General features: G+C 72.0%; 29 protein-coding genes and 1 tRNA gene. 9 read left to right on the top strand and 21 right to left on the bottom strand.

The features are described from left to right. Positions 1–14 precede the first annotated feature (14 nt). Together ABD343_RS25385 and ABD343_RS25380 are read right to left on the bottom strand one after the other, a co-directional pair. A complete protein-coding gene (locus tag ABD343_RS25385) occupies positions 15–653 on the bottom strand; it encodes a DUF4383 domain-containing protein (RefSeq protein WP_344531639.1) in 639 nt (212 codons plus the stop codon). 122 nt (positions 654–775) lie between these two features. After that, positions 776–2032, bottom strand: a complete 1257-nt coding sequence (locus tag ABD343_RS25380) for a coiled-coil domain-containing protein (protein ID WP_344532238.1) — start codon at positions 2030–2032, stop codon at positions 776–778. 145 nt (positions 2033–2177) lie between these two features. On the opposite strand from ABD343_RS25380, the gene ABD343_RS25375 reads away from it, so the two are divergent. Beyond that, a tRNA-Val gene (locus ABD343_RS25375) sits at positions 2178–2249 on the top strand. 77 nt (positions 2250–2326) lie between these two features. On the opposite strand, the gene ABD343_RS25370 is transcribed toward ABD343_RS25375, so the two are convergent. The 14 genes from ABD343_RS25370 to ABD343_RS25305 all read right to left on the bottom strand — a co-directional run bounded on the left by ABD343_RS25370 (position 2327) and on the right by ABD343_RS25305 (position 10206). Further along, positions 2327–3538, bottom strand: coding sequence for a site-specific integrase (locus ABD343_RS25370; RefSeq protein ID WP_344531638.1), 1212 nt, complete (start codon positions 3536–3538; stop codon positions 2327–2329). Further along, positions 3538–3723, bottom strand: a complete 186-nt coding sequence (locus tag ABD343_RS25365) for a helix-turn-helix domain-containing protein (protein WP_344531637.1) — start codon at positions 3721–3723, stop codon at positions 3538–3540. Before ABD343_RS25365 ends, ABD343_RS25370 begins: the two co-directional genes overlap by 1 nt. Then, positions 3716–5110: a replication initiator protein RepSA gene (repSA, locus tag ABD343_RS25360; RefSeq protein ID WP_344531636.1), complete on the bottom strand. Its 1395-nt coding sequence runs from the start codon at positions 5108–5110 to the stop codon at positions 3716–3718. Before repSA ends, ABD343_RS25365 begins: the two co-directional genes overlap by 8 nt. Next, on the bottom strand, positions 5107–5301 hold the full coding sequence (locus tag ABD343_RS25355; protein WP_344531635.1) for a hypothetical protein: 195 nt from the start codon (positions 5299–5301) through the stop codon (positions 5107–5109). The genes repSA and ABD343_RS25355 overlap by 4 nt, the downstream gene beginning before the upstream one ends. 92 nt (positions 5302–5393) lie before the next feature. Further along, positions 5394–5777 (bottom strand): hypothetical protein, encoded by a 384-nt coding sequence (locus ABD343_RS25350; RefSeq protein ID WP_344531634.1) that lies wholly within the window; start codon positions 5775–5777, stop codon positions 5394–5396. 19 nt (positions 5778–5796) lie between these two features. Then, positions 5797–5985, bottom strand: a complete 189-nt coding sequence (locus ABD343_RS25345) for a mobile element transfer protein (RefSeq protein ID WP_344531633.1) — start codon at positions 5983–5985, stop codon at positions 5797–5799. A gap of 2 nt (positions 5986–5987) precedes the next feature. Beyond that, positions 5988–6134 (bottom strand): hypothetical protein, encoded by a 147-nt coding sequence (locus ABD343_RS25340; RefSeq protein ID WP_344531632.1) that lies wholly within the window; start codon positions 6132–6134, stop codon positions 5988–5990. Positions 6135–6153: 19 nt separating this feature from the next. Continuing rightward, on the bottom strand, positions 6154–6840 hold the full coding sequence (locus tag ABD343_RS25335) for a DUF2637 domain-containing protein (protein ID WP_344531631.1): 687 nt from the start codon (positions 6838–6840) through the stop codon (positions 6154–6156). Positions 6841–6918: 78 nt separating this feature from the next. Further along, entirely contained in the window at positions 6919–7086 is a 168-nt protein-coding gene (locus tag ABD343_RS25330; protein WP_344531630.1) for a hypothetical protein, read from the bottom strand. 5 nt (positions 7087–7091) lie between these two features. Further along, the gene (locus ABD343_RS25325) at positions 7092–7286 is read right to left on the bottom strand and encodes a hypothetical protein (protein ID WP_344531629.1); all 195 of its coding nucleotides are present in this window, start codon (positions 7284–7286) and stop codon (positions 7092–7094) included. A gap of 7 nt (positions 7287–7293) precedes the next feature. Further along, positions 7294–7491, bottom strand: a complete 198-nt coding sequence (locus tag ABD343_RS25320; RefSeq protein WP_344531628.1) for a hypothetical protein — start codon at positions 7489–7491, stop codon at positions 7294–7296. Positions 7492–7587: 96 nt separating this feature from the next. Next, positions 7588–8952, bottom strand: coding sequence for an FtsK/SpoIIIE domain-containing protein (locus tag ABD343_RS25315; protein WP_344531627.1), 1365 nt, complete (start codon positions 8950–8952; stop codon positions 7588–7590). Positions 8953–8954: 2 nt separating this feature from the next. Next, the gene (locus ABD343_RS25310) at positions 8955–9284 is read right to left on the bottom strand and encodes an SCO3933 family regulatory protein (protein WP_344531626.1); all 330 of its coding nucleotides are present in this window, start codon (positions 9282–9284) and stop codon (positions 8955–8957) included. Positions 9285–9468: 184 nt separating this feature from the next. Then, the gene (locus ABD343_RS25305; RefSeq protein ID WP_344531625.1) at positions 9469–10206 is read right to left on the bottom strand and encodes a GntR family transcriptional regulator; all 738 of its coding nucleotides are present in this window, start codon (positions 10204–10206) and stop codon (positions 9469–9471) included. A gap of 1254 nt (positions 10207–11460) precedes the next feature. Here ABD343_RS25305 and ABD343_RS25300 point away from each other — a divergent pair. Both ABD343_RS25300 and ABD343_RS25295 read left to right on the top strand, forming a co-directional pair. Beyond that, a complete protein-coding gene (locus ABD343_RS25300) occupies positions 11461–12648 on the top strand; it encodes a pentapeptide repeat-containing protein (protein ID WP_344531624.1) in 1188 nt (395 codons plus the stop codon). A gap of 172 nt (positions 12649–12820) precedes the next feature. Next, positions 12821–12955: a hypothetical protein gene (locus ABD343_RS25295; protein ID WP_344531623.1), complete on the top strand. Its 135-nt coding sequence runs from the start codon at positions 12821–12823 to the stop codon at positions 12953–12955. A 45-nt stretch (positions 12956–13000) separates the two neighbouring features. Here ABD343_RS25295 and ABD343_RS25290 read toward each other — a convergent pair whose 3' ends face one another. Next, positions 13001–13486: an SRPBCC family protein gene (locus ABD343_RS25290; protein ID WP_344531622.1), complete on the bottom strand. Its 486-nt coding sequence runs from the start codon at positions 13484–13486 to the stop codon at positions 13001–13003. A gap of 239 nt (positions 13487–13725) precedes the next feature. Here ABD343_RS25290 and ABD343_RS25285 point away from each other — a divergent pair, with 239 nt between their 5' ends. After that, entirely contained in the window at positions 13726–14313 is a 588-nt protein-coding gene (locus tag ABD343_RS25285; RefSeq protein ID WP_344531621.1) for a TIGR03086 family metal-binding protein, read from the top strand. Here the strand turns inward: ABD343_RS25285 and ABD343_RS25280 are convergent. Then, a complete protein-coding gene (locus tag ABD343_RS25280) occupies positions 14289–14807 on the bottom strand; it encodes a GNAT family N-acetyltransferase (RefSeq protein ID WP_344531620.1) in 519 nt (172 codons plus the stop codon). The two genes, ABD343_RS25285 and ABD343_RS25280, sit on opposite strands and share 25 nt — an antisense overlap. Before the next feature lie 8 nt (positions 14808–14815). Next, positions 14816–15727 carry a DedA family protein gene (locus tag ABD343_RS25275; RefSeq protein ID WP_425578265.1) on the bottom strand — a complete coding sequence of 304 codons (912 nt, stop codon included), beginning with the start codon at positions 15725–15727 and terminating at the stop codon, positions 14816–14818. 269 nt (positions 15728–15996) lie between these two features. On the opposite strand from ABD343_RS25275, the gene ABD343_RS25270 reads away from it, so the two are divergent. Next, positions 15997–16716: a superoxide dismutase family protein gene (locus tag ABD343_RS25270; RefSeq protein WP_344531619.1), complete on the top strand. Its 720-nt coding sequence runs from the start codon at positions 15997–15999 to the stop codon at positions 16714–16716. Between the two features lie 20 nt (positions 16717–16736). On the opposite strand, the gene ABD343_RS25265 is transcribed toward ABD343_RS25270, so the two are convergent. Together ABD343_RS25265 and ABD343_RS25260 are read right to left on the bottom strand one after the other, a co-directional pair. Further along, entirely contained in the window at positions 16737–18470 is a 1734-nt protein-coding gene (locus ABD343_RS25265) for an alkaline phosphatase D family protein (protein WP_344531618.1), read from the bottom strand. A gap of 255 nt (positions 18471–18725) precedes the next feature. Continuing rightward, complete coding sequence (locus tag ABD343_RS25260; protein ID WP_344531617.1) at positions 18726–19400, bottom strand: HNH endonuclease family protein; 675 nt, start codon at positions 19398–19400, stop codon at positions 18726–18728. Between the two features lie 209 nt (positions 19401–19609). Between ABD343_RS25260 and ABD343_RS25255 the strand changes: the two genes are divergently transcribed. From ABD343_RS25255 to ABD343_RS25240, 4 genes are all read left to right on the top strand, one after another. Then, positions 19610–20380 carry an ABC transporter permease gene (locus tag ABD343_RS25255; RefSeq protein ID WP_344531616.1) on the top strand — a complete coding sequence of 257 codons (771 nt, stop codon included), beginning with the start codon at positions 19610–19612 and terminating at the stop codon, positions 20378–20380. 187 nt (positions 20381–20567) lie between these two features. Then, entirely contained in the window at positions 20568–22610 is a 2043-nt protein-coding gene (locus ABD343_RS25250) for a DHA2 family efflux MFS transporter permease subunit (RefSeq protein WP_344531615.1), read from the top strand. Positions 22611–22753: 143 nt separating this feature from the next. Further along, on the top strand, positions 22754–23818 hold the full coding sequence (locus ABD343_RS25245) for a peptidoglycan-binding protein (protein ID WP_344531614.1): 1065 nt from the start codon (positions 22754–22756) through the stop codon (positions 23816–23818). A gap of 188 nt (positions 23819–24006) precedes the next feature. After that, entirely contained in the window at positions 24007–24675 is a 669-nt protein-coding gene (locus tag ABD343_RS25240) for an HAD-IA family hydrolase (protein WP_344531613.1), read from the top strand. Positions 24676–24695: the final 20 nt, after the last annotated feature.

Below are 24695 nucleotides of genomic sequence, written 5' to 3'. Positions count from 1 at the left end.
CGGGGCGGCCCCTCCTAACCGCTGGGGCGCTGCCCTTCCAGGCCGCCGGGATGCGGTCGCCCTTCCAGCCGTCCGCCGCGCACGGAGGCGCTGCGCCGCAGCTCCTTGCCGCGGGCCGTGGCCAGCGCGCGCTGCTCGCGGGCGGCCTGCTCGGGGTGGCGCTGGCGCCAGTACGGGTTGTCGTGCGGCAGGGCGCTGCCCACGCGCCCGTACATCCCGAAGATCAGCAGCAGGACGCCGACGACGAAGCTGAAGAGCACGTTCTGGATGCGGAACGCGAGGAAGTTGAGCCCCGTCTCCAGCAGGGCCAGATTCACGAAACCGCTGATCAGGAAGAGCGTGCCCAGCACGATGTTGAGGGACGAGGCGAAATTGCCGCCGCGGACCATGCCGAAGAAGAGCAGCAGCCCGACGACGATGGACAGCACGCTCAGGGCCCCGTTCGTGCTGAGCCCGGCGACGGTGTCGCCTCTCGTGTCGAAGAAGCCGATCCTGTCGAACAGGCCCATGATCCCGAACGCGAGCAGCAGCAGGCCGACGAGGCCCGCGCCGACGCGGTAGATCCGGCTCAGCCTGTGATCCACGGGGAGATGCTCGTCGAGGACGTACCGATGCCGTTTCGCCTGATCGAGCGGGTGGTGGAGGACAGCCATGATCGGGCCTCCCGGGGGTGCGGTGGCGGAGGCGCCCAGCTCTTCCCTCCAGCATCCGCCCGCGGGGCCGGACCATCAACTCAACCGGGACCCCGGCGGGCTCCTGCGGGCTCCCGACGGGCTCAGTGCCCGCTCGCGCGGTCCTGCCGGATCTGCTCCACGGCCTGCTGCACCGTCTCCTTCACGGCGTCCAGCTCGGTCAGCAGGTGCCAGTAGTCGGGGTGGCGGCCGGTGAGCGAGGCCACCGCGCGGTCGACGCGCTCGACGGCGCTGTCCAGCGGGGCCGCGTGCCGCGGGTCGGGCGTGCTGCGCCCGGCCATCGCCAGCCGCTGGGCATCGCGGATCGCGAAACGCGTCCGCTCGACCTCCTTCGTGTGGTCGAAGGAGACCTCATTGAGCCGCTGGAGGCGCTCGCCCGCGGCCTTCACGCCCTCGTCCGTCGTGTTCAGCAGCGCCCGTACGGTCGACAGCAGGGTCGTCGCGTCCGCCCAGCGCTGCTCCTCCCGTGCCGTACGGGCCTCGCGCAGCTTCTCCTCCGCCTGGGCCACCGAGCGCTCGGCCTGCCGCGGCACCTGCTGGAGGTCCTGCCAGCAGGCGGCGCTGAAGCGGCGGCGCAGCTCACTGAGCACCGGCTCGACCTGCCCGGCGCGCGTGTGCAGCGCCTGCGCCCGCGTACGGAGCGAGGAGAGGCGCTTGTCGATCTCCGCGGCTCTCTCGGGCAGCCGCTCGGCCTCGCCGCGGATGGCCTCGGCCTCGCGCACGACCCTGTCGGCGCGCTGCACGGTCTCCTGGACGCCGTGCTGGCCCGCGCCCTCGTTCAGCTTCGTGAGGTCGGGGGAGAGGGCGGCGAGGCGCGCCGCGAGATCGTCGGCCTTCAGGCCCGTCGCACGCACCTGGTCCAGCGCCCCGCTGGCCGCGAGCAGGCCCTGCCGGGCGCGCTCCACGGCGGGCGCGAGCCGCGCGAGCTGGTTCTCCGCCTGGGTCAGCAGCGGGCCCAGGCTCTGCCCGAACCGGTCCAGCTCGGCCTTGACCCGCTCCAGGTCCTGCCGCGTCCGGTCCAGCTCGGCCCGCGCCCGCGCGGCCGTACCGGAATCGAGATCGTCCCTGTCGAGATCATGGGCGTCGACCACGGTGATGTAGTCATGGCTGACCCGGTCGATACGGGCGCCGAACTCCGCGAAGTCGCTCGCGGCCTTACGGGCGCCCGGCGAGCTGTCGACCGCGCTGATCGTCTCGATGGAGATCCGCAGATCGCGCTGGGCGGTGTCGAGTTCGTAGAAGGCAGCGGCTGCGGCGTCCTTGGCGGTCTGCGCGTCGGCCCGCAGATTCTCCGCGCGACCGCTCCCCCAGCCCCAGCGACGGGTGCCCCCGCCGTTCATCGCCGTCACGAACCCTCTCCCGTGTGCAGTCATGTGAATCGGTGGTCATTCTCCCACCTGGGGACAACGAACACACGAGCTAGTTAGTTCGCGAGGTGATTGCGTACGGAGACCGGCGGCAAGGTACGCTGTCAGCTCACTTCCCGGGCGCATAGCTCAGCGGTAGAGCGCCTGCCTTACAAGCAGGATGTCACTGGTTCGATCCCAGTTGTGCCCACTCCACAGATGCACGTCAGGGCCCCGCCGATGATCATTGGCGGGGCCCTGATTCGTGCTGAGTGACTATGTGCGTGACTAAGCCTCCGGTTCCGGTGTCCCACTCGCATCCGAAGCGTCGTTGACCTTCTCACTATCGCCGCTGAAGATCTTGTCCATCGTGACGGCTCCCGTCTGGATCACGGGGCGGATCTGGTGGCGGTAGACGGTCTCCGTGACTGCCGTGCTCCGGTGGCCGACCAGTCGTGAGATCTCCTCAACGGGCACTCCGCCGTCAGACAGCAGCGAGACGAAGCTGTGTCGTAGCTCTCGGGGCGTCCACTCCGAGGCCGTGATGCCAGGAACATTCCGCAGCACCGTGCGGAAGGCCCTGCGCACATTACGGGCGTGCAGCTTCGTCCCGACACGGGAGGCGAACACGAAGCCGTGCTCTTGCCACCTCTGCCCCGCCTTCTTCCGTTGCCGCTCCTGTCGCTCCCGATGCGCGGTCAGCGCCTCCACGCAGCGCCCCGGTAGTGCGAGGGTGCGCCGCGACTTCCGCGTCTTGGTGTCAGATCCGGCGCGGACGGAACGCCACACCGCGATGTACGGCGGTACGGGTGGGGCCAAGTCGGGCCCTCCGAGCAAGTCAACGTGGTCCCAGGTGAGTGCACGCAGCTCCTCCGTTCTCCCTCCGGTGAGGAGAGAGACGACGATGTACGCGTGCAGCGCCGAGCCCTCTGCCGCTTCGAGTACGGCATGCGCCTGAGCCAGAGTGAGCGCCTTGGACGGTCGGCCAGGCTGCCCCACGGGGACGCTGCACAGCTCGACCACGTTGCGCTTGACCTTGTCCCGAGCCATGGCCCGTTTCACGGAGCGATTCAGGCACGAATGCAGGATGCGGAGCGTACGGGTGCTCAGCGTCCGAGACTTGGCGGCGAGCCACTTGTCTACGTGCTCTGCGCGAAGATCCCGGAGCTTCAGGGCTCCCAGCTCGGGCACGATGTGCGTCCGGCAGAACCCGGTGTAGTCCTTCACGGTCTTCGCCGTGCGGTCCGCAAGCCCATAGGCGAGCCAGTCAGCCACGGCGTCAGCCACGGTGGTGTCCCCCGGAGCGATGGACAGCCCATCCTCGTGGTCCCGCAACACCTCCTTCAGCTTGGCTTTCGCCTCGGTCTTCGTACGGCCACTTCCTCGCTTGACGATGCGCTTGCCAGCACCGTCGTAGCCGAGGCTGGCCGTGGCGATCCAGCGTTGACGCTTGTCGTCCCAGTGAAGGCCCCCGTCACCTCGACTGCGCCGCTTCGCCATCAGGCCACCTCCCCGAGGTTCATGCGTGAGGCGAGATAGGCCCTCACCGCTTGAGCCGGGATCCGGCGACTTCGGCCGATGGTCAGCGAGGGCAGTTCCTTGGTACGGATCAGGTCATAAACCTTGGTTCGGCCGATCTTGAGCGTGACCGTGACCTGGCGAACAGTCAGAAGTTCGTCAGTCATCCCACACCTCCGCGTTTTCGAGGTCGGCGCGGGCTTCGCGGGCGGTTTCGCGGTTGTATTGGATCTCGCGGTGGATCGAAGCGGCGAGCCAGGATTCGCCGGGGGTGTGGCCGTGTCCGGCGTAGGTCCAGTGCGCGAGGGTGAGCGTGGTGGCCTCGGGGTGGTCGTCGGGGTCGGGGAGGCCGAGGTGTGCGCGTTGCTGGCGTGCGCGGTAGTCGGCGCGGACCTGCCGGAGGGCTCCGAGGGTGGTGGAGTAGCGGCGGGACTTCGTGCTGAAGTGGCCGCGGAAGCCGAGCATGTGAGCCCAGTCGCGTAGCTTGCGGTCCGGGTAGAGCGGGTGCAGGTCGAGGCAGGCCGCGATCAGCCGGGCGGGGTGCTCGGGGATGCCCAGGAGTTCAATGGCGTCGTGGCTGCCGATGCGGCGGTCGGCGGTGCCGGTGGTCTCGGCTGCCTTGGTGGCGTACTTGGCCACGTAGGAGGCGACCGCCGCTTCGGTGAGGTCTTCGCCCTGACCGAAGGCGCCGATGGGCTGCACGTCGAGTTGCTTGCCCCACCGCAGGGTGCGGGCGGGCTGGTCGCCAGCGGCGGGGACGACGAGCGCGACGCGAGCCGCTGCCGCCTGGATGGCGTCGGTCAACAGCGCGAGGGTGGCCCAGTGCGGGGGCGGGGAGTCGGGCCCGTCCGGACCGTCAAAGCGGATCACGGCATGGAAGTGGACGGCCCCGCGCTTCTGGTATTCGGCGACCTTGCCGAAGGACAGACGGGAGGTCTCGCGCGCTTCGGCCTGGGTGAGTCCGGCGCGGCGGGCGATCTCACGGCGCAGGTAGATCGTGAAGTACCGCCACAGCTCAGAGGCGTGGTTGTTCCACAGCACGGCCCCGGCGTAGTCGTAGGTGGCCGGGTCCAGCGCCGTGCCAAGGGCCGGGGCGTCTTCGGGGTGGCGGGTGCCGCAGCGGCAGCGGCCGGAGCGGGGCCGGTTGTGGACGGGGCCAAAGCTGGGGGCGGTGAGGGTGGCGAAGACGCGGGGGTGCTCGCGCACGGTCGGCGGGGTGCCCTTGGCCTCATCCCCGGTCAGTCCGGCGCGGATCAGGTGGTAGGTGTCTCCGGCGTAGGTCCAGGCGCAGGCCGGGCAGCGGGAGGCGCGGCGGTTGCCGCAGGCGATCCGCAGCATGCCGCCCGGCTCGTGGTCGGTGGAGTAGGCGTGCAGCACCGCGCCCGTTGCCCGGTCCACCGTCTTAGCGGTACCGGTCAGCCGGATGGGGTCGGAGCAGCCACCGGTGCGGCGGATCTGTTCGTGCCAGCGATCGAAGCCGGGGTCCCCGGCGACCCTCAGCACGTCGGCAAGGGTCTCGGGGGCCAGGCCCGCCAGAGTGGCGGTGTCGGTCACGCGGTTACCTCCCAGCACGTGCGGTTCGGGGTGGGGCGGGTGGGGGCGCGGCCGGTGCCCTGGCAGTCGGGGCAGGTGGCGCGGATGGTGATGCGGGAGCCGTCGCGGTGGTGGGTGCCGGTGGTGATGGCGACGACGGGGAAGCCGTCGCAGTGGCCGCAGATGTGCCGGGTCGTCAGGCGTACAGGCATGATGGATCTCCCTTTCGGGTCCGGTGGATCGGGAAGGTGGAGGCCGTCCGGGGCGGCGGATACTTGGCGGTAGAGGCCTCCCCGGGCGGTCGTTACGTGCGGTAGAGGGACTTGCCCTTGGGCCGCGGGGATCGGCGGCGGGCGGGCTTGCGCGGGGCGCGGGAGCGGGCCTTGACCGCGGGACGCGGGGTGGACTTGCTCTGCTTGCTGCCGCGGTTGAGGGTGTAGCCGATGCCGCAGCTCGCGGAGAGGACCGCGACGATGGATGCTGCGATGATCTGCACCACGAACGCGAGCACGAGCAGCACGGCGACAATCCCGGCGGTGCCAAAGAGGATCACCAGAATGGGGCCCTTGTAGGAGCGGGGCGCTTCCTGGACGATCACGACTTTGCGCGGGTCGGTGCCGGGCGGGATCTGCCGGTACAGGTCGGCGGGGATGTGTCCGGCGCGGAGCTGTTCGTCGGGCAGGTGCATGACAGTCCTCCATCCCGGGTCAGGGCGCGCAGTGGTGGGTGCGAGCGGCGAGTTCGGCGGCGGAGCGGTCGGCGTAGTCGGTGGAGAAGCCGCATCGCGGGGCGGTGCACGCGGCGGTGTGCTTCTCCCGTCCGCGGTCGTCGCGGTAGGTGCCGACCTCGACCGGGCCGATCCGGATCATCTTGTGGAAGCGCTTGGGGCGGGCCATGGTCAGCTCTCCTCGTCCGTGCGGGTGTCGGGGTTTTCGAGGCGTTCGGCTTCCGCGATCAGTTCGCGAGCGAGGAAGGGGTGTCCGGTCGCGGCCATTTCGTCTGCCGCATCCCGGAAGTCCTGGGCGGTCGGTTCCTGTCCAGCCATGGCGGTATTTCCTTTCCGATCAGGCGAGTTGGGTGACGATCTGCTGTGCGAGGGGTTCGGGGACTCCGAGCCGGGTGCGCAGGGTGTCGGTGTCGATGGCGGAGCCGGTGCGGGTGCGGTGCTCACCGGCGAGCTTCCGGGCGTGGTCCAGCAGGGCCGGGGGCACGCCGGGCGCCGGGCGCTCAGCAGGAGCCGGGTCGAGTACGACTGGCTTGGCCGGGGCCGTCTCCGGCGATGCGGTCTCACGCGGCTCCGGGGCGGGTGCCGGGGCCGGTTCGGGCACGGGGTCCGCAGGCGGCTCGGGCACGGTCTCAGGGGCCGGTGCGGGGTCGGGCTTGTCGGCCGCGGCGTGTGCCAGGAGGGTGCCGCCGAGGAAGGCGAGGGCGGGCCACCCGGCGACGCCGAAGCGCAGCCAGGCCGGGGGGTGTTGCAGGTCGAGGAACCCGGCGGTGGCGACGTTGGCCCCGAGCGAGGCGAACAGCGCGATCAGGAACCAGCACCACGCCAGGCGCGCAGGGCCACCGTTGCGCAGCCTGCGCCAGGCGGCGACCAACAGCAGGTCCACGCTGACCGGGTAGGCCCAGGCTTTCCAGCCGTCCTGTCCCGCAGCAGCGGCGAGATCGTGCAGGTGGGCGAAGGACAACGCCCCGGCGATCACCGCTTGCACCAGTACGGCATCCAGCCGCACGGGCAGCGAGTGGGCCATGTCCTCACCTCCTTCGCAGAGTTGGGGCACGGGCCGGACGGGGGTCGAGGTCCGGCCGCCCGGCCCGCAGGTTGGTGATCAGTTGGGGTCCTCGCCGGTACCGAGGCAGTTGAGGCACATCCCGGTCTGCTGGTGCTCGGTGGTGCGCTTGCGGCGGGCGCCGACGACCACCCGGACGCTGGCCTCTCCGGTGCCCTTGCAGGGCCCGCACGGCTTCTTCGCTGCGGTCTTCCGCTTCGCAGCCATGGCGATCACGTCCTCGGATAGCTGTGACCGGCGGGCGGGTAGGGCTGGCGCGGATCACCCGCGATGCCGTGCAGCAGCACCGACTCGAAGGTGCCCGGCTCGAAGGTGGCGTCCGGGTCGAACTCGAACGAGGAATCCACCTGGTCCAGCAGGCGCAGGGTGCGCGCCTGGTCGTCCCTGTCGTTCTCACGACGCGTCATGACTGCCTCACTTCCGCGGGTAGCCGTGACCGGCGGGCGGGTAGTTGCCCTTGAGCCGCTCGCAGCGCTCGTGCTGAAGCGCGACGCCGACCGTGCCGATGAACTCCTCGTCCGGGTGGTCCTCGGCCCGCAGGTAGGCGGTGGTCAGATCGTTGAAGCGGGCGGTGTCCTCGCGGGCGGTCTCGCGCTCGTTCTTCTTCGCCATGCGATCTGTCTCCTTCGGTGTGGCCCGGTTTCGGGCATGAATCGGGTAGGGACCTGGCGCGAAGCGGTCGCGCCGACCGTGAAGCAGAAGGGGTGCCTAGTCGGCCACCGGCTGCGGAACCAGCGGCGAGGCGTCATCCGGCGCCGGGGCCGGGTCCGGCTCGGGGGCCGGTTCGGGGTCCACGAGCGGCCGGAAGTCGGCCAGCGCGGGCAGCTCCGGGGTCAGGTGCGCGAAGCGGCGGCAGGCGGCGACCGCCTCGGCCTGAGAGGTCTCTGGGGTGCGGATGCGGGACCAGCCGCCGGAGGTGTCACCGGCCACGGCCACGCCGGGGCGGTCCGGCGGGATCGTGGTGACCACCGGCAGTGCCTCGGGGGCGATGTCCTTGATGCCCATCTCGGCCGTCTGGAGATCGTTGACGCGGTGGACGACGCGGCCGGTGAGTTGTGCGCGGAGCATCGTGGCGCCCTTGCCCAGCTCGGAGCCGAAGCGCTGTCCGCAGATCTCCAGGTACATGCCGACCGCGCGGGCCATCTGCGCCAGGCGCACGAGGTACTGCACCATGCGATCCCGGCGTTCTTCGTCCTTCCGGGCGGCGACCATGAACAGTTCGGCCACCTCATCCACCAGCAGCACGAGCGGGACCGGGCGTACCGCGTCCGGCAGCTCCCACACGTTCGCGGCGCCGTAGTCGCCCAGCAGGTCGAAACGGTCTTCCATCTCCCGCACCAACGCCTTCAGGAGGCCATCGGACTCATCCGGGGTGGTGGCCATGCCGGAGAAGCGGGCCGCATACGGGGACTGCTCGACCCCGCGCTTGCAGTCGATGCCGACCAAGGCGACCGGCTGTTCGGCAAGCCCTTTGATCAGGTTGCGCTGGTACATCGACTTGCCCGAGAGCGTGGCGCCCAGCGTCAGGGCCATGGGGACCTTGCGGTAGTCGCGGATGAAGACGGTGCCGTCCTCGCGCAGCGCGACCGGAACCACCATCGGCCCCTCGGGCTTGAAGCGGCGCGGCATCCGCACCCGGCCCAGCACGTCATAGCCGGTCATGCGCAACTCGACCATCCCCGGCCGGGTCTCGACCACAGTCACCGAGCGCACCCCCCAGGCATGCCGCAGCCGCTCCGCCGACGCGGACACGTCCGCAGGCTCCAGCCCCGCGGGCAGCTTCAGCCGAGCCCGCAGACCCGTCGAGGTCCCGCGGACACGGCGGATCTTCGGCATCGCGGGCCGCACCTGGCGGCGAGCCGCACGGGCCATGGCCGCCTTCAGCCCGGACGCCTGCACCGTCAGCCCGCACACCTCCATCGTGGAACGGAAGGTGAAGGTAAAGCGGCCCCAGGTCACCGGCAGACCCACCAGCGTCCAGTACACGCGCGGCGCCCGGTGCTTGGCGTAGCCGAGACCCCCGGCACCGGCCGCGAGGCCGGTCACCTCCAGTGCGGTCATCAGGTCCGACATGATCAGGCCGCCGTCGTGAGCGCAACCGCGCGGAAGGCGATGCCGTGGCGCTTCTGGCCGTTGAACTCGTTCTCCCAGTCCCGCGCCTTCAGCCCCGTGACCGACACCGGCATCCCCGGCGCCAGACCCTCCGGAAGACCGGTCTCCGGAACGGTCACCTGGTAGAGGTTGCCCTCACCTTCATCCGAGACCAGCAGACCCACGGTCGAGAGGCCCGCACCGGTCTCCCGGTCCATGGCCCGTTCCCCGGTCTTCTTGTTCGCCATCTTCGGCTCAGGAGCCGTCGCCACGAACACGAGGGCCGTCGAAAGGTCGATCTTGAAAGACGCCATGATGGAACTTCCCTTCGTGGGAACCAGGGGCGACGCATCTACTTGGCGGTGGGGCGTCGCCCCGCTCTTTGAGGAGCTTGCTCCTCCCTAGGGAGATAGAATCAAATATCCCTAGGGAGGTCAACCCTCTTGGCTCCCGGGCATGAAAAAAGCCCGCCGGAGCGGGCCAGTTCCATGCTGCGATTCAGCTCTCGAAGCGGTACCTCATGACGTACGAACCGGCGTCGAGCAGCATCCGGTTGACCTCAATCGGCCGACCGTCACCTGTGAAGGCCGTCCGGTAGATCTCCACCACGGGCGTTCCGGCGGGCACCTGGAGCCGCTCGGCTTCCTCCGCACTCGGCATGCGCGCACGCAAGTCCTCTTCGAACCGCTCAGGCGCGCTGCCGATCTCTTCCAATCGCTTGAACGTGCCGCCGGGGCCGGTGTCCGGCTGGGCAATCTGCGTATCCCGAACCAGGTCAGCGGACAGGTAGGAGATAGCCGACTGCACCGGCTCACCCTCAACCAGGTACAGACGGCTACGGCAGATCACGGTCGCGCCTTCATTCAGTCCCAGGGCGCGGGCAACCCACTTGGGGGCTTCGATCTCAGATACGTCGAGGTCTGCGACATCCCTCGGTCGATCTTCAACGTCGGCGGACCAGATGGAAGAGCCCAGGGCCCATTGGGAGCGGGCGAGCCGCTTCACCGCGTCGCGGACAATGGGCTTGAACTCGCGGACGTACGTACCCGATCCGGTACGTGCTTGTGCGATTCCCTCCGCAACCAAGATCTTCAGTGCCCCGTTGGCGGTCATCTTGGCGACGCCGTACTGACGCACGAGCGCAGGCTCACCGGGTAGGCGATCTCCGGGAGCAAACTCACCGGAGTCGATCCGCGCCCGCAGGTCATCGGCAATCTGCTGCGCGGTCTCAGCCATTGATCATCCTCCTATGCTCCCTAGGGTGCTTCCACCCTAAAGGACGCGTCCGACAGCAGCGAGCGGGGCCCAGGTAGCGGCCGTGTTGTTACAGGTTTCACTACCTCATCAAGCTCCCCGCCTGCGGCGGGGAGGGGGAGGGACGCCCTTCCGGGAGTTCCCGCACGGGCACCCTGGACGGGGCAGTCTGAGCCGCGCAGCGCCCCGGGGCGCGGCCTTGGGGGCGCGGGCGGGCCCGTTGTTCCTCTTGCTTCCTGTGGGCGCCGGGGGGCGGCCCTGCGGCCGTTCGGGAGCGGTCTTCGGCTTGCGGGAAGGGGCGGGGGCTCTTGCCCTTTCGGGCATCCGGTGCGGCGACCCAATCGGCTCCTTCGAGCCGCCGCTACGGGACCACACCCCACCGGCCCGCTCAGCGGGCCGCCGCGCAGCTCGGGGACGCGCCTGCGCTCCTGCCTCCGGCCCGCGCCGACGCGCCCCCGGCCCCGCGGCACCTGATAGCTGCCACGGGGTGATCCCGCTTCACGCTTTGGCACGCCCAGGGGCTCTGCACCGGAACGAGCGCTGAGACCCGCCCCCACCCACGGTGCCGATCCCGCACCCCGGCTAGGAGCCTTCCAGTGCTCTCCGCATGATCCACGAAGGCCCTACGCAGGCGCCGACGCGAGGGGCGGCCACGGCGACAGCCCCTTGCGGAGCGTGCAGGAGGTGGAGGCGTCGAAGGGGTGAGGGAAGGTGGGGGCGGGGGCGGTCGGCTCCACGGCTTTAGGCAGCCACTTTGGGGCGAGCCTCTAAGATCATGGCCCCACATCGGGCTATTGCGGGCAGGCTAGAAGCTGCCCGATCCGCTGGCGAGCGTAAGGGGCCATGATCTCTCGCCCCAAAGCAGCTCCAGCCCAAAGCCGCTCCACCGACCTCACGCCGTCAGGCCCGCTCATGCTGAGTGACCAACTGCGTGACAACCGTCGCGAACAGCGGCGAACAACGGTGAACGTCGAGAGACGACCGCAGCAGGCCAGCACAACCGCCAATCCTGGTCTAAGCGCTCCTGGAACTGACTTACAAGCAGGATGTCACTGGTTCGATCCCAGTTGTGCCCACTCAGCCATAGTGGCTCTGACCAGCGCACAAGAGGCCCCCACGGGTAGCCGTGGGGGCCTCTTCCGCGCTGGTGCATGCCTGTGACGTGAGGGCACGCCGGGGGACGGGGGTGGCCCCGGGGCTGCAACCGAGCGGCGGCTCCGTCAAGTCTGTTGGGGCGTGAGAGCGAACGTGCCCCGGCGCCGGGCGGAGCGGCGCGGCTTACGGCTGTGGCCCGTGGGTCCGGTCCTGGTCCTGTCGTTCCTCGCCGCGGTCCTGGTCGCGGCCGGGGCCTTCCTCGCGGGGTGGGGCCTGCTCGGCGTCGAGGGGCTTCGGCCTGAGCGGCGACTCGCCTCCAGCACACTGTTCGACCTGGTGAAGCTCTCCTTCGGGGTGGTCGCCGGGGCGGGGGCGCTGGTGGCTCTGGTGGTGGCCTACCGGAGGCAGCGCATCGATGAGGACGGCGCGCTCAGGGAGGCCACCCGTCTGCACACCGAGCGCTTCACCACCGCCGTGTCCCAGCTCGGCGACGAGGCCGCCGCGGTGCGTCTGGGCGGGGTGCACGCGCTGGCGGGCCTCGCGGACGACGCGCCCACCCGCGAGCTGCGCCAGACCTGTATCGACGTGCTGTGCGCGTACCTCCGCCTGCCGTACACGGCCGAGGCCGACATCCCGGAGGACGACGCGGCGGCCCGGCACGGGTACCGGGCGCTGCGCGAGGTCCGGCTCACGGTCATCCGGCTGATTCGCGATCACCTACGGCTTCCCGCCGAAGACCCCCGAAGCTGGCAGGGGCACCACTTCGACTTCACAGGCGTGCGCTTCGACGGCGGTGACTTCAGCGAAGCCGTGTTCTCCGGAGGCACGGTGGACTTCAGCAGCTCCGAGTTCAGCAGCGAGACGGTCAGCTTCCGCTCCGCTGAGTTCTCCGGTGCTCTGGTCGACTTCCGCGATACGGCGTTCAACGGCGGCGTCGTCACCTTCAGCGACGCGGTGTTCACCGCCGGGACAGCCGACTTCACCTTCGCGCACTTCCCTCACGGGCTGGTCTTCTTCGAGCGCGCATGGTTCGCCGGTGCCGTGGTCCGCTTCGACAACGCGATATTCGACGGCAGCTTCGTCAGTTTCAACGACTCGGTGTTCGCCGGGGGAGCAGTCGAATTCAGCGAGTCCCTGTTCGCCGGGGGCAGCGTCGAATTCAGCGAGGCAGTGCTCTCCGAGGGAACGGTCGGCTTCCGTGGCTCGGAGTTCTCCGGCGGGACGCTCGACTTCGGCCGCGCCGGCGGCGACGCACCGACCGGCCTGCCGACAAGCGGCCCGTACGTGGGGATACGTCTCCCCGAGGAATGGAGCTCGCCGGGCTCCTGAGGGCCGCGGGGCCGACGACACACGACCCGCCATCATGCCCAAGGCCGCACGAGGATGATGGTTCCGTTGTCCGGAGGGGCTCGTGCCGGGTGGGACGGGGGAGGGGGAGAGCGTGGGGAGACGTGTCAGGGGAGTAGCGGCGTACGGGGTCGCGTTGGCGGGGGCGTTGGCCTTGAACCGCTGGCTCACGGACGATTCGTGGGCGGAGATCGCCATGGGGGCGGTGCTGTACAGCGGGCTCCCCGTCGTCGTCGCGGGGATATGGGTGATGTGGCTGCGCCGCCGGGCGCGGCGTGAGGGGGAGTGAATCAGGGGCGGCACTCCCTGTGGCGTGTGCCGAAGGCAGGGCGCGTCACGGTTGACGGTGGCTCGTCTGCCGGGCCTCGACGTACGCCGCCAGGTTGGCCAGGGAGGAGGCCAGGCCGGATTCGTGGGTGGGTTGGTCGATGCCGGGGGGTACGTCCTCGGCGGTGATCGTGACCTTCGTGCCGGTGGGGGTCGGGGTGAGGTGCCAGGTCATCGTCATCGTGCCCGCGTACGCCGGGTCGTCGGAGGTGAAGACGGCGCGCTGGACGACGCGTTCGGGCGGGACGAGGGCGGCGAAGCCGATGTCGACGACGTCCGTGGCGTCGGACGTCTTGCCGGGGCTGCCGGTGGGGTCGAGGTAGGTGAGGGTCATCCGGAATCCGCCGCCGGGCCGGAGGTCCCAGTGGTCGACGTGGCCGCGCATGCCCTCCGGGGGCAGCCAGCTCTCCAGGGCCCGGGGGTCCGTGAGGGCGCCGTAGACGGCGGCCGGGGGTGCCGCGACGGTCCGGTCGGCGCGGTCCGTTCTGCTCATGTCTGTTCCTCTCCTGGGGGCGGCCCGTGCGCGGCTCAGCCGCGTTCGTGGGCCTCGCGGATCTGTCGCGCGCGTTCGGCCGCCCGTTCCGCCTCCCGGGCGGCGGTACGGGCCCGCTGCCAGTCCCATACATGGGCCATGTCTACCGTGCGGTGCGCGGCGGAGCGATGAGTTCGGGGCGTTCCCGTGGTCGGTACGGGGAGCGAACGTATGTGCCGAGCGAGTGAGAGGGACGCACCGTGATCGATCTGAGGCCCGCGTGCCGGCGGATGAGCGAGGTCGTGGCGGGGGTGGAGGACGGCCTGCTCGCCGGGCCCACGCCCTGCGCGGAGTACGACGTGAGCGCGCTGGTCGCCCACGTCGCCCAGGTCGCGCGGGGGTTCACCGCCGTGGCGCGGAAGGAGCGGGCGGAGGGCGCGCAGGACGGGACGTCCGCCGTGCCGCTCGCCGCGCCGCCGCGGGAGGGCTGGCGCGAGGAGCTGGCCGGGGAGCTACGGGCGCTCGGCGAGGCCTGGGACGACCCGGCGGCCTGGGAAGGGGAGTCGGGCGGCGCGGGCGTGGAGCTGCCCAACGCGCTGTGGGGAAAGATCGTGCTCACCGAACTGGTGGTGCACGGCTGGGACCTCGCCCGGGCCACGGGCCGGCCCTTCGACCTGCCCGAGGAGACGCTGCGCGCCTGCTACGCGCACGTCGCCGAGTTCGTCCCGAAGGCGCCGCTCCCCGAGCTGTGGGGCACGCCCGTCGACGTTCCGGAGGACGCGCCGCTGCTCGACCGGCTGCTGGGGATCACCGGCCGGGACCCTCAGATGCCGAACGGCGCCGCGTAACGCACCTCGCCGCGCGGGAGCGCGCCGCCGTCGAGGGCGAGCGCGAGGAACGCCTCGTCCGGCCACTCCTGGCCCGCGGGCGGCGTGATGCCGAAGCCGGAGGCCGAGGCGAAGCCGAAGCGGGGGTAGTAGGCGGGGTGGCCGAGGACGACGACCGTACGTTCGCCCGCGGCGCGCGCCGCGGCGAGCGCGCCCCGGATCGCGGCACCGCCCGCGCCCTGGCGCTGCCACGCGGTGAGCACGGCGCACGGCGCGAGGGCGAGCGCCGGGGTGTCGCCGACGTGGCAGCGGGTGAGCAGGGCCTGCGCGACCGGTTCGCCGTCCGGCGCGACCGTCACGTACGAGAACGGGGCGAGCCAGGCCGCCTCATCGGCGCGCAACGCGTCGACGAGGTCGGCCTCCTCCGCTGTCTCGAACGCGTCGAGCAGGATCCGGCGGACCGTGGCCGCCTCGTCGGGGTGCTCGGGGCGCGCTGACCAGGTGGGTGTGCTCATGGAGGAACTCATACGGAGGGGGCCTCCGACGGTGCGGGTGCGGGTGCGGTGGCGGGCGCGGCGCCGCCCGCGCGCATCGCGGGCAGCGTCGGAAGTGCGGGGAGTACGGGCAGTGCCGTCAGGGCGGGGACGGCCAGCCCCGGGGCGGAGAGCGCCTCCGTGGCGGCGACGGGCGCCGAACCCGGTTCGGCCCCGGACTCGGGGTCGTGCGTGGCCGTCGCACCGGAGTCCGGCTCCGGCTCCAGGGCCGAGGCGCGGGCTGCGGCCGGGGCCGGGGCCGGGGTCTTCGCGCGTTTGCCGCCGTGCGGCTCGCGCCGTATCAGGTGGGCCGCCAGGGCACCGGCCGCGAACAGGGCGCAGACCGAGACCGCCGTGCCCAGCCAGCTCGCGCCGAGCCACTGGCTGCCGAAGTAGCCGAGGCTCACGCTGTACGCGGCCCAGGCGAGACCGGCGAGGGCCGACCAGGGGACGAAGTCGCGTGCGCTCCGGTGCGAGGCGCCCGCCGTGAGGCTGACGACGGAGCGGCCCGCGGGCGCGAAGCGCGCGAGGACGACGAGGGCGCCGCCGCCGCGGTGGACCAGGGCGTGGCCGAGTCGTTCCTGCGCCGTGGCCAGGCGGCGGGAGCGGGCGATGGCGCGGTCGAAGCGCTCGCCGCCGCGCCAGGCGAGCCGGTACGCGGCGAGGTCCCCGACGACGGAGGCGCAGGCGGCACAGAGGACGAGCAGCAGCATCTCGGGGAGCTGCGCGTAGTCGGCCGCGTGGCGCGCGTGGCTGGGGAGGTCGGCCGCGTCGGCTGCCGTGGTGCCCGCCGCGGCGGTGGCGACGGCGACGACGAGGACGCCGCTGGGCAGCAGCGGCACGAAGACATCGAGGAGGACGGACGCGGCCACGACCGCGTAGATCCATGGGGATCCGGTCACAGACCCCAGGACTTCCGGCACCGCTGTCCCCGTTTCTCCCCTGCCCGGCTCTCGTTTCTCTGACGTTTACCGCCGTACAGCGTACGCCCGGGTCCCCCGCACAGGGCTGCCGGGGCCACGTGGCGCCCCTCTCACACACCCGCCCATATACAAATGCACCGAATCGGACCACAGGGGTACGAACGGGCCGAGAGGCCGGAGAGGCGGGCACGATGGCGGCAGCGCGACACGGGAGGGCCACTCGCGTGGCGGTGGTGACGGCGGTCACTGTGACGATCGCGACAGCGGGCGCGGCGAGCGCGAACGGTTCCGGGACCACCGGCTCGGCGGTCACCGGTTCCGGGATCACCGGCACGGCGGACACCGGCTCGGCGGTCACCGACCGCGGCTCCGGCTCAGGCTCCGGCTCCGTTTCGAAGTCCGGCGGCTCGTTCACGCTGCGGACCAGCGACCGGTTCGCCGCGCCCCGCGCGAAGGGCGGCTCCGCGGCGCTCACCTACGACCGGCGGGTGCCGGTCGGCGCGGAGATCCAGGTGGGCCAGCGCGTCCGGCCCAAGAGCATGAAGATCGAGGTCGCGGTGCGCGGGGCCGCGCGGAACCGTACGTACGGCGTGCACGTCCACACCCGCCCCTGCGGCGCGAAGCCCGACTCCTCCGGGCCGCACTACCAGCACCGGAAGGACCCGCGGCAGCCCTCCGTCAGCGCCCGTTACGCGAACCCGCGCAACGAGGTCTGGCTCGACTTCGCCACCGACAAGCACGGCAGCGGCTCGGCGGTCGCCCGGCAGAAGTGGACGTTCCGCAAGGGCGAGGCCCGCTCGGTGGTGCTGCACGAGCACGCCACCAGCACCCACAACGGCAAGGCCGGGCAGGCGGGCGACCGCCTCGCCTGCTTCACCGTGCCCTTCGAGTCCGGGGCGCCCGGCAAGGGCGGCCGTCCGCTGCCGGGCCTGATGCCGTCGGGCGAGTCGGGCGACCTCCCGTCCTGAACCCGTCCTGACACGGGTGGCTAACGGGACGCGCGGCGGCCTCCCGCAGGCGTGAGCGACCGGGTCAGCACCCGCGTGAGCGCCGACCGGGTGCCACCCGCGCCCGTGCCCGTACCGGCGTCCGTCCCCTCCGCCGTGCGGGCCTGGTCGAGGCTGAACTCGGCGTGGCGGCCGTGCAGCGCGAGCGTCATGACCTGGTTGCCGAACCAGGGGCCGCCCGTGCGGCGCCACTTCACCTGCGGCGGGCCCCCGCGCCCGTGCCGGGCCAGCGCGCGGCCGAGCCACGTGCCGGCCCGGCTCCAGCCGAACCGGAAGGCGGGGCGCAGCACGGCCGGGATGCTGTTGTGCATGGGGGAGCAGGTGAGCTGCACGACGTGGGAGGTCCCGTCGGCGCCGTTCGCGGCGCCGGTGCCGGGGAACTCCGGCTCCGCGACGTACGCGTGGTGCACGTCGCCCGACAGGACGCTGACCGTCGCCGGGGCCTCGGGGCCCGTCGCGACGCGCTCGATCAGCTCGGTCAGCTCGCGGAAGGAGCGGGGGAAGGCCGCCCAGTGCTCCAGGTCGGCGCGCCGGCGGAGCTTCTCGCTGAAGCGCGTCCAGCGCGGTCCGCGCGCGCCGCCGCACAGCGCGGTGTTCCAGACCTCCACCCCGTGCACGGCGGGCGGCAGCAGCCAGGGGAGCGAGGAGCCGATCAGCAGATGGTCGACGGCGCCGGGACCGCCGTCCAGCGCCTGCTCGTACAGCCAGCTCATCTCGTCGTCGTCGAGCATCGCGCGCTTGTTCTCGGTCAGGACGCGCCCGGCGCGGGTGTCGACCATGAGCAGCCTGACGCGGCCGAAGTCGCGGCGGTAGCTCCACCGGGCCGCCGAGGGGTCGAGGTCGGCGCGCTCGGCGAACGCGCGCAACAGCTCCGTGGCCCTCTCGTCGCCCGCTTCCCGTACGGCCGTGAACAGCGGGTCCTCGGCGAGTTCGCCGGGGGAGAGGTTGCCCAGGTGCTGGTGGACCCAGTACGAGGTGAGGCCGCCCAGCACGCGCTCGCGCCACCAGCCGGTCGCGCGGACGTCGCGCTGCCAGGACTCGCTGGTGTTCCAGTCGTCGATGACGTCGTGGTCGTCGAAGATCATGCAGCTCGGGACGGTGGAGAGCAGCCAGCGGACCTCGGGGTCGAGCCACGATTCGTAGTACAGCTCGGTGTACTCCTCGTAGTCCGCGACCTGGTCCCAGGGCGGCTCGCTCAGGTCGCGGCGCCGGGCGAGCTTCTCGCGCACCGGCTCCGAGGTCGCGTCCGCGTAGACCTGGTCGCCGAGGAGGAGCAGCAGGTCGGGGAGGGTGCCGCCCGCGATGGCCTGCTGGGCGAGGGCGTCGAGCGCGTCCGGGCCGACGGGGTCGTGGCGCGCGTCGGCGGGGCGCGCGGCCCAGCGGCACGAGCCGAAGGCGACACGCAGCGTCTCGTCCCGCTCCTCGGGCGGGCGCAGGGTGCGGATGACGCTGCGCGGGTGGGCGGACCCGGGGAGCGGCCAGACCTCGTCGCCGTCCAGCGTGACGCGGTACGGCGTCGCCGTGCCGGGCTCCAGGCCGACGACCGTGATCAGCGCGTAGTGGTGCCCGGAGATCTCCCAGGTGCGGGCCGTGCCGCCCGCCGTGGTGCCGTCGCAGTGGACCTCGGCCTCGCAGGGGCCCTCGGTCTCGACCCACACGGTCGCCGTGTCCTCGTCGACGTAGCGCAGCAGCGGTCCTAGGCGTAGCCCGGCCATGTCGCTCTCTCCTCCCGCCCCGCGTATGGGTGCGTCCCGCACACGCAGGTCGCACGGTACGGAACGTCCGCACGGTACGGAACGTCCGCAGGCCATGGAACGTCCACAGGCCACGGAACGTCCGCACGGTACGAACGACGGAGGGCGCCGAGCAGTTTCCGTACCGGTCGAAGGGCGCCGGGCGGCCCGGCACGGCGAACGGTGCCCCCCACCGCCCCGCGGGGCGGCGAGAAGCACCGTTTCTCCGCTACCGGCTCAGCAGGTGCCGAGCGCTTTGGTCAGTGCCTCCTTCTCGGCGGAGTCCGCCGTCATCTCGTAGGTGTGCTTGACCCAGATCCAGCTTCGCGCGTAGGTGCAGTGGTAGTCGTTCTTCGACGGCATCCACTCGGCCGGGTCCTTGTCGCCCTTCGACTGGTTCACGTTGTCCGTGACCGCGAGGAGCTGGGCGGTCTTCAGGTCGTTGGCCAGTTCCTGGCGCCTGTCCTGGGTCCAGTCCGAGGCGCCGGAGCGCCAGGCCTCGGCCAGCGGGACCATGTGGTCGATGTCGACGTCACCGGGCTGCGTCCAGGTCTCGCCGTCGTACGGGCTGGTCCAACTGCCCTTCGTGGGGTAGCAGTCGCTGCCCGTCTCGACGCCCTCGCCGTCGCGCTTGAGGACCGCCTCGCGGGTGTTGCAGCCGTCGCCCTGGTCGATCCAGTGCGGGAACTTGTCACGTGAGTAGCCGTCGGAGGAGCCCTCGGCCTTCTCGCTGATCTCGCCGAGCATCGTCTTGGCCTCGGCGGCGCTCGGCGGGGCCGGGGGCTCGGCCTGCGCGGCGCCGCCCGTGGTGAAGAGGAGCAGCCCCGCGACGGGGGCCGCGAGGGCCGTGGAGAGCGCCCAGCGGCGTCGACGCGCGTAGAGCTTCCGTCCTATCCGGTGCGTACCGGGCATACGAACTCCCTTGGTGTGGGGGGACCTTGAGCAAGACAGCGTGACGTCGTGTGCACGTCACTGCAAGAGCATGCCCGTGTCGCACCCTTCCGGCACCCCTCTTTCCCCCACATGGGCCACGCGGTTCGCACTGTTGGGGTCGCGTTGACGCGCGCGTCGCGCGCTGTTGGGGCGCCGGGAACGCGCCGCCCGCGCCGTAGGGTGATCCGGTGCCGCTCGCCGCCGACGCGCTTCTGCCCGTCACCCCGACCCTCGGCGCCGTGCTGGCCGTACTCCTGCTCGCCGCGGCCGTGTTGGCGGCGTACGCGCACCTCGTCCAGGACGACGGGAAGCCGTACGCGCGTGCGATCGTACGGGCCGGGCTGCGGGCCGCCGTCCAACTGGCCGCCGTCTCCCTGGTGATCGGCTGGGTGATGGGCGCCCTGCCGACGCTGCTCGCGTTCGTCCTGCTGATGTTCGCCGTCGCCGTACGGACCGCCGGGCGCCGCGTCACCCCGAACCGCACCTGGGCGTGGACGGCCGTGCCGATCGCGGCCGGAGTCCTGCCCGTCGTCCTGACGCTCGTGCTGACCGGGCTCGTGCCGTTGCGCGGCGTCGCGCTCATCCCGATCGCCGGGATCCTCATCGGCGGCGCCCTCACCGGCACCGTGCTCGCCGGGCGGCGGGCGCTGGAGGAGCTGAAGCAGCGGCACGGCGAGGTCGAGGCCGCGATGGCCCTCGGCATGCCGGACCGCGACGCCCGCCTGGAGATCGCCCGCCCCGCCGCCGCCGGGGCGCTGGTGCCGGGGCTCGACCAGACCAGGACCGTGGGCCTCGTGACCCTGCCCGGCGCCTTCGTCGGGATGCTGCTGGGCGGGGCGTCGCCCGTGCTGGCGGGCGCGGTGCAGCTCTTCGTGCTGGTGCAGGTGATTGCCGTGGGCGCGGTGCTGGAGCTGGTCGCCCGTGGGCGGCTGCACCGGAGGGAGCCTCCGCCTCTGTGAGGTGACCGGTGAGTTCCGCGTGACCTCTTCTCCGGGGCTGCGCAGGGGGTGCCACCTGGGATTCTTCGCAGACCTTCCGTGCTTCGTGGTTCCTCGCGCAGTTCCCCGCGCCCCTTCGGGGCGCTCTCGGCGCGCGGAAGTGGGCGGGGGCGGTCAGCATGGAGGCGGGAGGCGAACAGGAGGGTCCATGGCGACGCAGACCGCGCAGCGCCCGCAGCCTCCGCAGGCCCCACGTCGGAGCGTCTTTCTCGCGATCGGCGCGCTCCTCCTGGGGATGCTGCTCGCGGCACTCGATCAGACGATCGTCGCGACCGCGCTGCCCACCATCGTCAGCGACCTCGGTGGTCTCGACCACCTCTCGTGGGTCGTCACGGCTTATCTGCTGGCCGTGACCGCCGTGACGCCCCTGTGGGGCAAGCTCGGCGACCAGTACGGGCGGAAGAAGCTGTTCCAGACCGCCATCGTGATCTTCCTCATCGGCTCGGCCCTGTGCGGCGTCGCCCAGAACATGCCGCAGCTCATCGGGTTCCGGGCCGTCCAGGGGCTGGGCGGCGGCGGGCTGATCACGCTCTCCATGGCGATCGTGGGTGACCTCGTGCCGCCCCGCGAGAGGGGCCGGTACCAGGGGCTGTTCGGCGCCGTGTTCGGGACGACCAGCGTGCTGGGCCCGCTGCTGGGCGGCTTCTTCACCGAGCACCTCGACTGGCGCTGGGTCTTCTACATCAACCTGCCGATCGGCGTCGTCGCCCTCCTCGTCATCGCCGCCGTCCTGCACATCCGCGTCGGCACGACCCGGCACGTCATCGACTACCTCGGCACGTTCCTGATCGCCGCCTGCGCGACCTGCGTCGTCCTGGTGACCTCGCTCGGCGGGACGACCTGGGAGTGGAACTCGCCGCAGATCTACGGGCTCGCCGTGCTCGCCGTCGTCCTGCTCGCCGCGTTCGTACGGACCGAGCGCCGCGCCGCTGAGCCGGTGCTCCCGCTGCCGCTGTTCCGCGTCCACACCTTCAGCCTGTGCGCGGCGATCAGCTTCGTCGTCGGCTTCGCGATGTTCGGCGCGATGACCTATCTGCCGACGTTCCTCCAGGTCGTGCACGATGTCTCGCCGACGATGTCCGGCGTCCACATGCTGCCGATGGTGCTGGGCGTGATCGTCGGTTCGACGCTGTCGGGCCAGCTCATCAGCCACACCGGGCACTGGAAGGTCTTCCCGGTGCTGGGGACCGCGCTGACCACGGCCGGGCTGCTCCTGCTGCACCGGATGGACCCGGGCAGCTCGGTGGCCGAGATGAGCGCGTACTTCGCCGTGTTCGGGCTCGGCCTCGGGCTCGTGCTCCAGGTGCTGGTGCTCGCCGCGCAGAACTCCGTGGACTACGCCGACCTGGGCGTCGCGACCTCCGGCGTCACCTTCTTCCGCGCCATCGGCGCCTCCGTCGGCGTGGCCGTCTTCGGCGCGGTCTTCGCCTCCCGGCTCGGCGGAAAGCTCACCGACGCGCTGCGCGGCCAGGACCTCCCGCCCGGCGTGACCCCGGACGCGCTGCGGCACGACCCGCACGCGATCGGCGGGCTGCCCCCCGCCGCCCGCGAGGGCGTGCTGGGCGCCTACTCCTCGGCCATCACGGACGTGTTCCTCTACGCGGCACCGCTCGCCTGCCTCGCGTTCCTGCTGACCTGGCTGCTGCGCGGGACGCCGCTGCGCCGCAGCGTCCAGGTCCCCGACGAGAGCGAGACGCTGGGCCCGGGCCCCGTGCACCGCACCTCGGCGGAGGAGGTCGCGCGTGCGCTGTCCCAACTGGGCTCCCGCGAGGGACGCCGCGACCTGTACGCGCGTATCGCGGCGCGCGCGGGCATCGATCTGCGGCCCGCCGCCTGCTGGATGCTGCTGTACCTGCGCCACCACGGCCCGTTCGAGCCCGCGCTGCTCGGCGACCGGCACCAGGTGCCCCGCCACGTCATCGCCGCGGGCGCGCGGCAGTTGGAGGAGCGCGGCCTGGCCGTACGGGAGGGGCTGCGGCTCTCGGCGACGGCGGAGGGCGAGGAGACGGCCGCCGCGCTCGCGCGCGCACGTGAGGAATCCCTCACCGAACTCCTCGGCGACTGGTGGACCCCGGACCGTCCGACCGATCTGACGGAGCTGGTCCACGAGTTGAACACCGAGCTGAGCGGCGACGAGAGCGAGAGCCCGCGCAACGGCGAGGGGAAGTCCGGGCCGCCCCGCGCCGCGTGAAACGTGAGGAAGATCCGGTACGGGCGCGCTTGACCCCCACCGCCCCGGACCGCGTAAGGTCCCGCACTGGACAGTTGCAGGCGATTCGGGCGTGGCGGGCGTGACGCGCGCGGCCCGGTCCCGAACCCTGGGGAGGGGTCCGCATGACGGCGAACGGCGGCGAGCACGACGATCCGCTGCACATACGCCCGTACGTGAGACTGCCGGAGGACGATGCCGCGGGCGCGGCGGACGGCGCGCCGGGTGCCGAGGCGGCGACCACGGCGATGCCGGACCTGTCGCCCTTCGCCCGCCAGGGCACGGCCGAGACGGCCGAACTCCCCGTCGTCCCGCAGGGATCCCCGAGGTCTCGGGAGGCTCACGGGTCCCACGGGTCCCCGGAGTCCGCCGAGGCGGGCCTGAGAGCGCTGCGCAGCGCCCGTACGGCCGCGGAGGCGGACGTGGAGACGGGCGTCGGGCACGGCGTCGGGCCGGGTGCGGACAGCGCGCCCCACGCGCCCCACGCGCCCCGCTCGCACCGGCGCGGCAAGGGCGCCGCCGGGGGCAAGGGCGGGGGCAAGGGCGGGCGCCGCCGTCCCGCCACCGGCGTGCTGGCCGCCGCCGGAGTGGCCGCCGCGCTCGGCGCCGGTCTCCTCACCACGCAGGCCCTGACCGGCGACCGGGGCGGGGAGAGCGGCACGAGTACCGAGGACCGCGCCCTGGGCGAGCGGCCCACCGGCGCCCCCACCCACGGCCTGGCCTCGGACTCGGCGTCCCCCTCGCCGCGCGAGAAGAGCGCGAAGCCCTCGAAGTCGCCCAGCTCGCTGCCGTCGCGCACCAGCGCCTCGGGCACCCCGCGCGCCGACCGGAACGACGACGCGCACACCGAGCGCGAGGACAGGCCCTCGCCGTCCGCGTCCCCCCGCGAGAGCGCGGACGCCTCGTCTCCGTCCGAGGAGCGCCCCGAGCGTCCCGAGCGCCGCCCCCAGCGCCCGGAGCGGCCCGGCGGCGCCACGCTGAACGTGGGCGACTCGGGCCCGGCGGTGGCCGACCTCCAGCGGCGGCTCAAGCAGGTCGGGTACCTGGCGCAGGACGTGGAGGAGGACGGCATCTACTCCAGCACCGTCCAGGAGGGCGTCTACCGGTACCAGGTCACGTACCGGATCGACGAGGACGAGCCCGGCGCGTACGGGCCGTACACGCGCCGTTCCCTGGAGTCCCGTACCTGAGTCCGGCGGGCCTCCCGGAGGCCTCCGGGAGGGGGGCGTGCTGGCGGGCACGCGACGCGCTTTGTATCGTGGAAGAACAAAATGGTTCCGCCCGTGCCCCTCACCTGACGGAAGGGGCGTCCCTGACCGGCGGGCGGAACCATCTTGTGCTCCGTCCGATCGCCGTCCCGATGAGGAGCCCCGCGCCCATGCCGACCACTCCGACCAGCCCTCTCGTCGCTCGCGGCCTCCTGCTCGACATGGACGGCACGCTGGTCAACTCCGACGCCGTCGTCGAGTTCATCTGGCGCGGCTGGGCCGCCGAGCACGGACTCGACCCCGACGAGGTGATGCGGGTCGCCCACGGTCGGCAGGGGCACGCCACGATGGCGGCCGTCCTCCCGGACCGGTCCATGGAGGAGAACTACGCGGAGAACCGCGAACTGCTCGCCAAGGAGACGCAGATCACCGAGGGCATCGTCCCGGTGCCCGGGGCCCCCGCCTTCATGGACGCCCTCGAACCGCTGCCGCACGCCCTGGTGACCTCGGCCGACATCGGCCTGGCGACGGTGCGGATGCGCGTGGCGGGCGTACGGATGCCGGACATCCGCGTCACCGCCGAGTCCGTGAGCGCCAGCAAGCCGGACCCGGAGGGCTTCCTCAAGGGCGCCGCCGAGCTGGGCTTCGAGCCCGCCGACTGCGTCGTGTTCGAGGACTCCCCGGCGGGCGTCGCCGCGGGCCGCGCCGCGGGCATGCGCGTGGTCGGTGTCGGCGAGCGGGCGGCGGTACTCGAACCCACCGCGCACGTGCGGGACCTGACGCAGATCCGGGTCGAGGCGCTGCCCGACGGCCGGATAGCCCTGCACGTGGCGGCGTGAACCCGTGCCCTTATTACCGC

Origin of the sequence: Streptomyces albiaxialis (genome assembly GCF_039530985.1) — a bacterium.
Lineage (GTDB): Bacteria > Actinomycetota > Actinomycetes > Streptomycetales > Streptomycetaceae > Streptomyces > Streptomyces albiaxialis.
Note: the sequence above shows the minus strand (reverse complement) of the source record. Positions and strands in the feature narration are given on the sequence as shown.